The organism is Tumebacillus amylolyticus, from assembly GCF_016722965.1.
GTDB classification, from domain to species: Bacteria; Bacillota; Bacilli; order Tumebacillales; family Tumebacillaceae; genus Tumebacillus; species Tumebacillus amylolyticus.
This window is the reverse complement of record NZ_JAEQNB010000006.1, coordinates 63,431-75,364: the sequence shown is the minus strand read 5'-3', so window position 1 is coordinate 75,364 and position 11,934 is coordinate 63,431. Positions and strand designations below refer to the sequence as shown.

General features: G+C 55.9%; 12 protein-coding genes. 2 read left to right on the top strand and 10 right to left on the bottom strand.

What is annotated here, in order from left to right; all coding sequences use genetic code 11:
• Positions 1-98: 98 nt before the first annotated feature.
• Positions 99-497, top strand: a complete 399-nt coding sequence (locus tag JJB07_RS18030) for a PilZ domain-containing protein (RefSeq protein WP_201637464.1) — start codon at positions 99-101, stop codon at positions 495-497.
• 22 nt (positions 498-519) lie between these two features.
• On the opposite strand, the gene JJB07_RS18025 is transcribed toward JJB07_RS18030, so the two are convergent.
• From JJB07_RS18025 to cotE, 7 genes are all read right to left on the bottom strand, one after another.
• Complete coding sequence (locus JJB07_RS18025; RefSeq protein WP_201637462.1) at positions 520-1,647, bottom strand: YheC/YheD family endospore coat-associated protein; 1,128 nt, start codon at positions 1,645-1,647, stop codon at positions 520-522.
• Positions 1,644-3,011 carry a YheC/YheD family protein gene (locus JJB07_RS24430; RefSeq protein WP_201637460.1) on the bottom strand — a complete coding sequence of 456 codons (1,368 nt, stop codon included), beginning with the start codon at positions 3,009-3,011 and terminating at the stop codon, positions 1,644-1,646. The genes JJB07_RS18025 and JJB07_RS24430 overlap by 4 nt, the downstream gene beginning before the upstream one ends.
• Positions 3,008-4,546 carry a putative amidoligase domain-containing protein gene (locus JJB07_RS18015; RefSeq protein WP_201637458.1) on the bottom strand — a complete coding sequence of 513 codons (1,539 nt, stop codon included), beginning with the start codon at positions 4,544-4,546 and terminating at the stop codon, positions 3,008-3,010. Before JJB07_RS18015 ends, JJB07_RS24430 begins: the two co-directional genes overlap by 4 nt.
• Positions 4,547-4,572: 26 nt before the next feature.
• Positions 4,573-5,964 carry a YheC/YheD family endospore coat-associated protein gene (locus JJB07_RS18010; protein ID WP_201637456.1) on the bottom strand — a complete coding sequence of 464 codons (1,392 nt, stop codon included), beginning with the start codon at positions 5,962-5,964 and terminating at the stop codon, positions 4,573-4,575.
• Positions 5,965-5,994: 30 nt separating this feature from the next.
• The gene (locus JJB07_RS18005; protein WP_201637454.1) at positions 5,995-7,452 is read right to left on the bottom strand and encodes a YheC/YheD family protein; all 1,458 of its coding nucleotides are present in this window, start codon (positions 7,450-7,452) and stop codon (positions 5,995-5,997) included.
• 47 nt (positions 7,453-7,499) lie between these two features.
• Positions 7,500-7,790: a hypothetical protein gene (locus JJB07_RS18000; protein ID WP_201637452.1), complete on the bottom strand. Its 291-nt coding sequence runs from the start codon at positions 7,788-7,790 to the stop codon at positions 7,500-7,502.
• A gap of 99 nt (positions 7,791-7,889) precedes the next feature.
• Positions 7,890-8,423 carry an outer spore coat protein CotE gene (gene cotE / locus JJB07_RS17995; protein ID WP_201637450.1) on the bottom strand — a complete coding sequence of 178 codons (534 nt, stop codon included), beginning with the start codon at positions 8,421-8,423 and terminating at the stop codon, positions 7,890-7,892.
• Between the two features lie 359 nt (positions 8,424-8,782).
• Between cotE and JJB07_RS17990 the strand changes: the two genes are divergently transcribed.
• On the top strand, positions 8,783-9,172 hold the full coding sequence (locus tag JJB07_RS17990; RefSeq protein WP_201637448.1) for a copper amine oxidase N-terminal domain-containing protein: 390 nt from the start codon (positions 8,783-8,785) through the stop codon (positions 9,170-9,172).
• 219 nt (positions 9,173-9,391) lie between these two features.
• Here JJB07_RS17990 and JJB07_RS17985 read toward each other — a convergent pair whose 3' ends face one another.
• The 3 genes from JJB07_RS17985 to JJB07_RS17975 are packed head-to-tail and all read right to left on the bottom strand — an operon-like array spanning position 9,392 to position 11,916.
• Complete coding sequence (locus tag JJB07_RS17985; RefSeq protein WP_201637446.1) at positions 9,392-10,372, bottom strand: CBASS cGAMP-activated phospholipase; 981 nt, start codon at positions 10,370-10,372, stop codon at positions 9,392-9,394.
• Positions 10,365-10,811, bottom strand: coding sequence for a type II CBASS E2 protein (locus tag JJB07_RS17980; RefSeq protein ID WP_201637444.1), 447 nt, complete (start codon positions 10,809-10,811; stop codon positions 10,365-10,367). The genes JJB07_RS17985 and JJB07_RS17980 overlap by 8 nt, the downstream gene beginning before the upstream one ends.
• A complete protein-coding gene (locus JJB07_RS17975) occupies positions 10,798-11,916 on the bottom strand; it encodes a nucleotidyltransferase domain-containing protein (protein WP_201637442.1) in 1,119 nt (372 codons plus the stop codon). The genes JJB07_RS17980 and JJB07_RS17975 overlap by 14 nt, the downstream gene beginning before the upstream one ends.
• Positions 11,917-11,934 lie beyond the last annotated feature (18 nt).

The window sequence follows — 11,934 nt, the reverse complement described above, 5'->3', positions numbered from 1 at the left end:
AAGGAGGATGGACTTTGACAAACGGAGTAGACGCAACGTATTATAATTTGTAAAGAGTCAATTCATTTCAGAAAACAACGAGGAGCCCCGTACCCGTCATGAACGGACAAACGAACGCGCGTCAGTACCATCGCATCAGCGTACGGGCCGCTTGCCGATTCCGGCTTCGGACGCTGGGGAACAAGACATTTCGCACCGGGGAGATGCTCGACGGATTCGTGGAGAACATCTCGGGAGGCGGTTTGAGCTTCATGTCCAGAAGAGACCTGCCGGACAGCGAGTTGTTGGCTTGGCAGTTTCTGATCGAATTGAACGGCGAAGAACACAACCTCCTCGGGCGCATCGTCTGGAAGCGCCAAGGAGTCGAAGGCACCTACTTCTACGGAGTGCAATTCCTGTTCATCCGCGAAGCAGACCAACATCATCTCGTTCGGATGCTGAACCGCTTCCAGATTCTCCGCCGCATTCAGGAACGCATCACCGTGGACCCGTCTTGATAAAAAAGAGCCCCTGCGCGTCTCAGACGCCAGGGGCTTTTTTACGTGTGCGGCAGAGGTGTTCACAGTAGCGAAGCAATCGCATCAGCGACATCGCCCGGATGCGCGGCTCGTCGAACTTCATCGGTTTGGCGTTCGCTTCGAAGAACCACAAGTTTCCGGAGGTATCGACGCCGACATCCAACGAGATCTCGCCCAGCAACCCGCCCTCGCGACGGACGCATTGCTCCAACGTCCGTGCAAACACAACGGCCGTCTCGCGGGCTTTCGAGAGAATCTCGTCGCCCCGCTCGTTGCCAAACGCCGTCTGCAACGTCGTGCGGGCCGGCGCGATTTCGCCGCCGTTTGGCACATGCGTCGTGATGCCGTCCGCATCGGCGACTCGTGCGCCGACTCCGGTGACTTTCCACGTCCCGTGTTGGTTTTTCTGCACCAGCATGCGCAAATCGAACTTGCGCCGCCGACACGTTGCCAAGTCGATGCCCTGCTGAATCAGGAACGCGCGACCTCGCACGCGGTTCCACACCGCATGTGCCGCTTCGCTCTGCGTCGCATAGAGCGTTCGCGTGCGCCGCCCGTTTTGCTGAGCGACCACCTGCCAGCCGCCTGTGCCGTTTCGCAGACGTTGCACTTGCAAAATACCGTCCCCTGCTTTGCCGTCCACAGGTTTCACATAGAGCAACGGACTTCGTCCGAACCAGGAGTCCAGTTGAGCTGCGTCGGTAATCTCCTCCGTCTCCGGCAGATACCCCGCCGTCTCCTTTGCTCCCGCCAGCCACTCCGACAACTGCCGCTTGTCAAAAAAGCTGTGGTTGAACATCGGGATGCCGCGCTCCGCCAGCTTTTTTTTGGCGCGTTGCACAGCGGGGAGGACTTCCGCTTTGCGATCGGGCACGCGGTTGTAGACGACCGACGGGTACGGGAGGGTCGTCTTTTTCCAAACGCGTTTGCCCGCCACACGGCGTTGGAGATAGGCTTCGATGCGTTCCTCCGAACCCAGCATCCCTTCTGCAAGATAGACGGCGACGTTCAATCCCAGCCGCCGTCCCATCTCACAGATGTCGTGGAAGTTTTCGTGATTGCCCCGAAATGATTTCGACCCCGGACGACGCACGCTCAAGATGCCGATCCATCGATTCTGCTCGCTCATTCGGACCCCCCTCCCCGAGAGACGGGAAAGCGGGCGAGATGCGCCGCATATTCAATGAGGAAACGGGCAGAGCGCCGTCCCGCTTCTTGGAGATCCGGATGGTCAAAAATCGCCCGCCCCGGCTTGGCGTTCGCTTCAAACACCCAGATCCGACGGCTCTCGTCGATCCCGACATCGAGCCCCCATTCGCCGACCGGGCCTTCCAGCATGCCTTCCATCGTCTGCGCCACACGAACCGCCACTTCTGTCACCCGTTCTCGCATCAACTCTGCTTCCGGACCGTACCAATCGCGGAACACTTCGTCGCCGGAAAGCACGTGCCCGCCGTTATGAACGTGGGTCGTCACGGCCCCCTTGCCCGCGATCTTGGCTCCGATGCCTGCGACCTGCCAGTGGCCGGAGCCGTTTTTGTGCATGTGTACGCGAAAATCGGTCGGGTTGCCCTCGTGTTGCATGAGGTGGATGCCCTCTTGCATCATATAGATGCGATCGGGGTTGTAGCGTTTCACGAACGAGTAGAGAGAGCGAGCTTCGCGAAACTTCGCCGTCCGGTGCCGACCTTGCTTGCGATATCTCGTGACAAAATGGTCGGCTCGGCGTTTCACGGCGAGGATGCCCATGCCGAGGCTGCCACCGATCGGTTTGAGATACACGTAGGGATGCGTGCGACAGAATCGCTCCAAGCCGTCCGGATTTCGCATGCGATCGGTGCGCGGGATCAGTTCTTTGGTCTGCTCTTGCCCCAGCATATACGCGTACATCTCCCGCTTGTTGACAAAGCGTTCGTTAAAAAGCGGAATGTCCCGCTCGCGGAATTCCTTTTTCGCACGCATGACGACGGCGGAGACTTCTCCGTTGCGATGCGGGATGCGGTTGTAGACGACATCGGGCAATGGGAACGTGCGCATCCGCCAAGTCGGGCCGGTCTTGCCGGAAACCAGCGTCACTCCCTTGACGAGACCGCGCGACCAATCGACGTCTGAGGCGTTGAACAGGAAGCAGAGCGCATTCAATTCGCGGGCCGCCCGCACGAAGTCGCCGAGCAGTTTGGTGCGTCCACCGACCGGGCGCTTGAGATCGTCTTTGACTCCAAGCGTCATGACCCCGATCACCGGGCCGATTCGCACGCCGTCTTTTTGATTGAACGTCAAGGAGCCGGACAGACCAGTACGGCCCCACTCGAGCTGAGCCCCCGCAAAGTGCAAACTCGCTCCGCCGTCTTCGGCGCGATCCAGCCTGCGCACCACCGCCTGACCACGGAGGGAGCCAAACTGAACTCCCACCGTGCGACCGTTTTGCAAGCCCCACTCTTCCATGTTCTTGCGGGGGATGGAGAGAACGAGAGATGATCGGAGTTGGTTCACGAGTTCCTCCCCCTCTTTTTCGCGTTGCGTTTTGAAACGGGCACGACCGCGCGCGGCTCGGGCGCTTTTTCTACGGGCAGTCCCCAACTTCGGCGGATGTCGACCGCTTCATCCCACGAGATGCCTTGGCGGACCATCTCCGGGAAGATGCGCAGCGCGCCTTGATAACGACGATACGTGGAGGTTGACTCAATCTGCTGCCAGATGCGTTGGAAGTCGGCATTCAATTCGCGCTTGTCGGCGAGGTAGAACTGCCGTTGTTTGCGCGGCGAGACGAACAGGTCCTCTCGCAAATCGCGGTGATGAACCGCGACGACGTACGCCAACGCGCTGACGGCAAGCGCAATCTCCGGCGAAACCAGCCAAGAGCCCGGCGTCCGGTATTCAAAGCCTCCGTGGGACTTGAAGCGCACGTCGCCGAGGAAGCCGTACTTCGGTCTGCGTTTGGCGGCGGTCGTGTTCGCTTCAATCATCATCACGGGCAGCCCGAGGTAGGTATCGAACACTTTGACCAACCTGGAGGAGAACGGCAGGTCGGAAAAGTGGATATGCCCGCCAAGCGGGAAGTTTTTAAACGGCATAGAGCCGGCCAGCCATTGGATGTTGCGCGGGCGGATCAGTTTCTGGGCGTCGGTCAGCGTCTCCCGAATGTTGGTGATCAACTCTTCGGGGTTGGTTGCCGGATCGGGTCGCACTTCTGCAAGCGGGAAACGTTCGCCGTCTTGGGCGAGGCTGCGATCATCACAGCCAACCCGGCCGCTGCGCGGCAGAAACTTCGAAGCCATCACCATCCGACCCTGTGCCGAACGCAACATGAATTCGAGGTCGGTGCCCATCTTCAACACGCGGCCGTAGCGGCCGTTGCGCTCCCAGTCGATCTGTTCGGAGCTGTCACGTGTGATGAAGGCGTTGATGGCTTCCTCGAATTGCTCCAGCATGCGTCCGTGCAAGATCGGAGCCGGGTTGACGTTCAAACAGATCGTGCGATCGCGCGCCGTGATGGCGAGCGTCACGAGGCCGAAGTCCAGTCCGAGGGCGTGCAAGGCACGAAGGGCAAGCCGCACCGCGCGCGTGGCGTACACGTCCTCATCGAACGGCACTTCTTGGAAACGGTCCTTGGTCTGGCTCACTCGCGATTCCAGCCATACGTCCTTGCTGTCCGCCCGATACACACCGATCGGCTGCAAGTCGAAGATCGGCACCCGGTAGTACCGAATCAGCTTGACGCGGTTGCCGTTCTCCAAGACCACGTCGCTTGGCAACTCCGCCCCCCCTTCCATATTGACAGAAGGGGTGTACACGCCGTTTTGCTTCAAGATCCGCAGCATTTTTTTGCGCGGCGCTGTATTTAGAATCGCTTGGCGAGGGTTCAGCGTCCAAGCCGCCCGGTTGTCGTCCCCGTTTGTGTTCCCGAAGCGAATAACAACATCATGACTGGCCACCGGGTTTAGGTCTTCCACGCCGGTGCACTCTACCACGCGTCTCAGCAAACGCTTGGCGGACGGTTGACCCGAATGCAACAGCAGGTACCCCATAGCCATGTCTCCTTTCTGCGTGTGGATTAGCGGTCGCGGGTCGTTTGGCACAGATATTTCGCGAACTGTACGGGCCGCGCAAACGCGAGCAATGACAACTCGCGCCATTCGCCGTCTTCGATGTTCGGTTTCTTCCACGGTTTGGAGTTGATTTCAATGACCCAGATCTTGCCGTTCTCATCGAGTCCGAGGTCGAGCCCCAACTCGCCGAGCGTGCCCTCCACCGTCGCTTCCAGCACGGCGGGCACGTCTTCGGCGATCTGACTCAGCTCTCGCATCACGCGGTTGACCGCCTTGTCACCGGGCAAGATGTCTTTGAGCACCGCTTTGACTGCAAGTGCGTCCCCGCCCGTGGAGAGGTTGCTTGTGATATCACCGTCTTGGGCGATGCGGCAGAACGTCTTGGTGCGATTCCACTTGCCCGTGCCGTCCTTTTGCAGGAGCAGGCGGATGTCGAACGGCCTTCCTTGCCAGGTTTTCAGCCGCAGCGTTTCTTGGATGAGATACGGGCCTTTGCGCAGGCGCGGTGCGAACTTTTTCAAGAATTCGGAGATCGACCCGGCCGTGCCTTGCACGAGGGCGCCGCCTTTTTTCTTCATCTGGTACTGCACCTGGCCTTCCGGTCGGCGTTTCAACCGCAAGATGCCAATGCCGAGAGAGCCGTGGATCGGCTTCATATAGACATCGGAATGTCGGTAGAGAAATTGGCTGGCTTGCGTACTGGTTTTAAACGTGATCGCGTCCGGCACCAAGTTTTTGGTGCGCGGGGCGCCCGACAACCACGTATGAACTTGTGATTTGTCAAAAAAGTCCGGGTTGAATCCCCGCGGACGTACCATCTTCAACAAGCGCTCCCGTTGCTCGGCGACGTCGTCGCGCTTCTGAAAAACCCGCGAGACGATCTGGTCGTACACGACATCGGGCATCGGCATCCGGCGTCTTCGCCATACGCGATGGCTGCTGTCCCAAGCATAGCCGGTGACGAAGTCCTGCTCCCACTCGATGTCGAGCGGAGAGAACACGTAGCCGGTCATCCCCTCTTCCTCTGCTGCGTTCAAGAGATGTTTGAACACCGGCACCTGCTGGCCGACGAGCGTCTCGCTCTCCGTTTTGAGTTGGGCGATGATGCCCAGCACATATCCGAAGCGCAGCCCACCGGTGCTTTGCAAGAGATCTACGCGAGCGCTGTCCGGCATCAACAACTCACGCCGCACGTCCTCTGCGAGCTGGGCGCGGCCTTGTTCAGCCTTGGCCGGAAGTTCGCGCACCTGTACCCGCGTTTCCCTCCCGCCGTACGCGACTCGGCACATGCTGCCATTGGCCAGTTGCAGACTTTTCATCGCCAATTTCGGTAACAACAACACCCCGCCCTGCAACGAGGAAACGGTGTCGATGCGAATGCGGGTGGGGTTCGCCATCTCCCGTCCCTCCTCTTGTGCTTGTCACTTTCAGGGCTGATACCCTGTAGTGCTCTTAGCATATTCAAGGTTGCGGAGAAGTGACAATCGCCGCAGGTCGGGCGATGTGTCGAGCAACATCTGCCGTCCGGGACGGGGGTTGACTTCGATCAGATAGACTTCCCCAAGCTTTGAAATGCCGAAATCGAGCCCGAGTTCGCCGATGCGACCGGTGTTTGTTTCAAGCGTTTGGCAGATCGCAAGGGCGGCGTCGTCGAGGTCTTGGAGCAGACGGCGGCGGGACTTGAGGTCCGGCCAGCCGTTTTTTTGCAAAAGCGTCTCTGCCAGTACCGCAGCGCCGCCGGTGTGCAAGTTGGTCGTCAAGCGATTCGCCGCACCGACGCGGGCGACGCGGGCCGTGACTCTCCACGTATCGGTGCCGTCTTTTTGCATCAGCCACCGGAAGTCGACCGGGCGACCTCCGCGCAACGTAAGCAGAGGCAGGGTCTGCTGGACGAGAAACGTGCGCTTGGCGAGGAAGTGTTTTTTGAGGAACGTGCGCAGGGCGGGGCTTGCGAAGTGGAAGCGACGGTGCAGGGATTTGGATTTCGAGCGGTGTTGGACGAGGACGTGATTGCCTGCGGGAGGCCGCTCGACCGAACGGGCAGTCGTTTGCGAAGGAGTTGATTTCGCTTGCGCCGGATCTTCGCTTTTGAGCAGATCCAGTTTGTAGATCATCATCCCTTGCGTGCCGAAAGCGGGTTTGATGTAGACGGAGCCGTGGCGCAAGAGCATCGCTTCCACATCTCCCGGCTGTGTGATGCGATGCGTCTCCGGGAGCCAACGCGTCACGGCGGGGTTTTTTTCAAGCTGTTGATGCACCGTCCATTTGTTGCCCGTCGCATCGTTGAACGTGCCGTGCGTGACGAGATGGTGGAACTGCTTGGTGTCATGCAGGACTTCTTCTCGCCAAGCGGGCGGTGTGCCGAGAATTTTCGGCAGCACGAGGTCGGGCAGCGGGCGTTTGACTTTTTGCCACTGCTTCGTCTGCCGGTTGTAGATGGAAGCGTTCACCCACCCTTCCTTCCAACGCGCATCGCCCGGTGTGAACACGTAGAGCGACACGCCGAGCTCGTCGGCGAGCGGCATCATGTCGCGAAACAGCGACGTAAGCCCCCCGAACGGCTTCCCCGGATGCTCCGACGGCGCACAATACAGCCCGACAAACGGTCCGAAGTGCAAGACACCGTCGAGCGCTTTCACCGCGATCTTGCCTTTGGGCAACAAAAGCTCCACCCGCAAAGCGTCCGTCGCTTGCACGTCCTCCTCGTCGGTGAACACCACTTCCGCCACCGTTTCGCGGTTTCCACAGCGGATGGTGATTTCATCGCGACGGTTTTGTGTATGCAACTTCAAGTGTTCATGCCACTCCCCCGGCAGGCTCAAGAGTTTTTCCTGCGTACCGGGCCACGCCTGAATGCACGTCATACCAAGTGGTCTCTGGGACACGAGAATCCCCTCCGGAAAGAAAAAACCCGATGCAGAGATCGGGTCGATTAGTATTGCAAACGCTCTTCCAAGCGTTCGACCTCGCGTTTGATCTGGTTGAGGTCGTAGTCTGTGATCGTGCGGCGAAGCTTGCGTCCTGTGAGAACACGGCTGACCAAAAGATACAGCAGCAGTTGGTCCGGATCGGTCAGGTCGAAGTGGACAGATGCGCGTTTGAGGTCTGGAGAGAGTGTGGGGGTAGGTAACGGCGTAGGCGCTTGCAAGGAGGCTTGCGAAGGGCCGCGCCGTTTTTTCGCGCTCTGTTTCGAACGTCGTTGTTCGGGAACAAACGGGTTCATGCGTCTCCTCCTTCCCTATCCGTTGCCATTAGGGTATGAGGCAGACGGTTGTCCCTGTTCCGAGCAAAAAAATAAGACGACGCGCAAGGCGTCGCCCGATCAGTCTTCGAAATCGTCTTCTTCGTACACATCGTCTTCGCCGTCGTCTTCCACGTCTTTGAAGTTCGGCGCATCAACGGTGAGTACCCAAACTTTCGTTTGGCCGATGATTTCGACGTACAGTTCTTTCTCTACGCGGACCAAGATCTCGCTGCCGTTGTCAACGACGTTGGCGTCGAGGCAGTTCGGTTGTTGAACCGCTTTTGCGCTCACACGCAGTCCGTCGCGGGTGCAGTGCGGGTCGAGGTCACGCAGCGGGATCGATTCGCTGTAGGAAACGGTGTCCTTGGCGATTGCCGTCTCGCTGTTGCCGTCGTACGAGTACCAAACGTTGATATCAAAGTTGCCGACCACTTCGACGGCGTCCCCCACCAGCTGAGCCTCAAAGGTATGGTTCATCACCCAGCAGCCACCAATGGTGGTAGGACGGTTCCCCGGAAAGATTGTGAAGGTGGTCTGGGAGTATTTGCTGCCTTTGCCGCAGACCGCGTTGGTAATGATCTCCCGGGCGCGATAGTCTTTCTCAGTGCTCATCTCGCTACCTCCTCTTAGGTTAACAGAACGTGCAGGCCATTCGGGTGATTCTGTCACGTTGCGACGTCGTGTGAAATAGGCCGATGCCGCAAGTAGTACCATCACTATGCGGGGCATTCGCCTTGTGTGCGTAGAACTCTCACATAGGCTTCCGACGTCTGCACGACCCTGTTTGATTGTGTAAGGTAAATGGGTCATCTGTCCCTATATCCTATGCGCATGCCCTGGTATGGTGACGCCCGCACAAGAGATTCGCCCGCCCAATTTCGGGCTGATGCCCGTGGAACGGCAGTATTATATGTATGTGGAGGTTGAGGTGAAATTCCGACGAATACTCCTTTTTACGTGGAGGTGCGAAGATGAAAAAAAGATGGATGGCTGTTCTCGTCGCTTCGGTGTTCGTCGTCGGGGCAGCGCAGCCTGTAGGAGCAAGTGAAGGGAACATCGCCGTGACGCTTGAGGGCAAAGCAGTCGTGTTCGACCCACAACCGGAGGTGATCCACGACCGGACGATGGTACCAGTGCGCGCGATCTTCGAAGCGTTGGGCGGGCAGGTTCAATGGAAGGAAGCGACGCAAACCGTAACGGCCGTACAGGGCGATACGACGATTCAATTGAAGGTCGGCTCCTCCATCGGCAAAGTCAATGACGAGTATTACGACCTCGATGCGGCACCCCTTCAGAAAAACGACCGCATCCTCGTGCCGTTGCGTTTCATCGCCGAAGCGTTGTATCAGATGGTTCTCTGAACTCGCATTAGATCAAGGATAGATGTCAGAAAATACGAGACATGCTTTCACTATATATGAGACAATACGAACGATCCTCCACAATTTTATTGATATGTAAACATTTGTTTTGAAGTCTGAAACAAGACGATTCAACTGCATTCGATAAAACTAAAAGATCGCTTTGAATCAAAGCGATCTTTTTACATCAGCATACCGTATTGTTGTTGCTGGATGCACTTACCTACGAATGAGTCCGATCAGGTCGGTAATTGTTTCGTCGGTTTGAAGAGAATAAAGCGGCTCGAACGGTTCCGCCTTGCTTTGGAAGAATGTACCACTTAACAGAGGAAATTGCTCGCGGGCTTCCGATACACCCAACGCCTTCAACTCTTGTATTCCCTCGACGCCATCAAGTTTAAACTTGTCCTTGGGAACGGTTGGAGAAATGCGGACTACATTATCTCTCCCTGCAAGCAACATCGCGGTCCCCAAAGAATGGAAAGATTGCGCTGTCATGAAAGTGTTGATTATGGCGATATTGTTGACCCACGTTGTTAAACCAGAACTTTTGTAATCGACAACAAAAGGTTCTGAGGTGCATCCTAGGCTAAGGACGCGTAAGTCAGATGCATCCCACCCCAAGACACCAATCGCCTCGACAACCGCCAAACCAACAGGATTGTTTGCGCCAAGACCTCCATCGACCATGGGTACTCCAGTTTCTGACACATGAGCCGGGAAAAAGAGTGGCGCAGCAGTAGTTGCCATAGCTGCAGTAACCACTTTTTCCTTGTAATCAGTAACAAATCGCTTATGATGAGCTGTCTTGTAAATGTGAATTTTACCATCGATCAGATTCTGAGATGGTACCACGACTCGAGTTTTGCACTCACCCAACAGCTGGTCACCGAAGCTTTCGATCAGCGCATTTTGCAATGCCTGCGGATCATATTTGGATTTCTTTGCGCGACTAAGCCAACCTCGACGAGTTTCTTTGCTAAAAATTCCAGGACCCTTTTGCTCGTAAAACGTCAAGAGTTCCTGAGCTGACATACCGAGTCCAAGCCCTAATGCGATGATACCGCCAGTTGAGGTACCAACGATCAGGTCAAAGTAGTCTCCGATGTTCTGACCAATTTTCTCTTCGAGTGATGCGAGAAAGGAGGCGGGAAACACCCCTTTGATCCCGCCGCCATCAATTGCCAAAATCTTACGCATCTGATTTTTCCCCTCCTTCATGGTGGACGCCGCCACCAAGCCATTGCCCGGTGGCGTGCCACATTTCGTAGTAGTACAACCAAAGACTCGTCCAAGGAACGAACGTTTCTGCGATGAGTTGATCTCGCGACCACTCACCAGTTCGTGGGAGGTATAGGCATAGTCGCTTCCCAGGATACGTGTGAGGGATTTTATCATCTCCACGGCTACGCAGTTGAGGTGACACAACCCACACCTTGGGCGCATATTCTTTTTGTGAATATTCAATCTTCACTCGATATATTTCGCTTATATCTGTGGGTTGGATTTCACCCTCCCAGGTGATGAGTTGATGGCTACGTTGTACGACCTTGAACGAAGCAAAACGTGCCCTCAACACCATATCTTGAAGAGCCAAAGAGATGAACTTCGCACGAGGAAATTTTTTACTCTTCCCCATAGAAAGAATTCCCCTTGATGAATGTGGAACCCGCTCCAATAGTGGTGATACCACCAGTTATATTAGATACCTTGAGCAAATTGCTCTTACGTGCCTTTTCAAAGTAAGCTGCCTGTTCCAACAAGGCACCTTCAGTCACAGATTCCCCAAACATAGCCTTGAGTCTGTCTGTGATGTTAGAGATTCCCTGCTGCGCATTGAGCTGAGCCCACGTATCCTCGAAGTGATCGATGAATCGGATAAAGTGTTGATATTTCTCCGGTTCAGCGTCCCAACGCTCGCTCAAATCTTCCCGTTCATTTTTCGGATTAAGTACAATCAAACGCTTACCATTCTTGGGAATGCTTGCTTTGATTTCCTTCAGAATGGACATGATCGTGCCATAAACCGATGAATCACCCTTATAATGACGCGCTGCAAGGGTTGTCAAAACGATGGAGATCGGGGCGTTTTCGGAGTCGCTCTCAAAGTGTACGTCACGATAGCGCTTGATCAATTGGACCGCGCGTTTCAACGGAGGTTTGAAATCGAACGTCTCATCATCCGGAAAAGGCTCAATTTCAGCCGATTTCTCCATGAAAACTTGGAGAATTCGCTCTGCTTCCTTCTCGAACCAATCGGCGTAGCCTTTCGGATTAGAGTCTTTCCAATCCTTCAACTTGCGGTCTGGGACCTTTAAGCAACCGTTGCCGCTGTCATCTGCCGGAACTGCAGGCAAAATATCCATGTGAAAATCGTTCGCGTAATTCAAACGAACGCAACGCTTCATCACTTGGACCATCGGTGCGTAAGTCTTGTTCATACGAAGTCGATGTTCAACAGCACGAAGAAGTTCGATGGAATCTTTTCCGCGCCATTTTGCATCAAACTCACAGACAATGTCGAGATCGAACTCTTGCCCCGATATCGGCTTCACCGTGGTACCGATTCTCAAAGAGCCTTGTGCGTAGATTTGCATATCCGCACCAGAGTAGAGATTCTCGTCTGCTGCGAGCCACCGCCCAACCGCTTCATAGTGGCCTTTCGCTAAATCGCGTTGAGTGTCGGATATTTGTAACTTTCCGCCGATCCGGTGAAGCAGGTTGTCAAACACATCACGTTTCAAGGCTTTGTTCCCCCCATT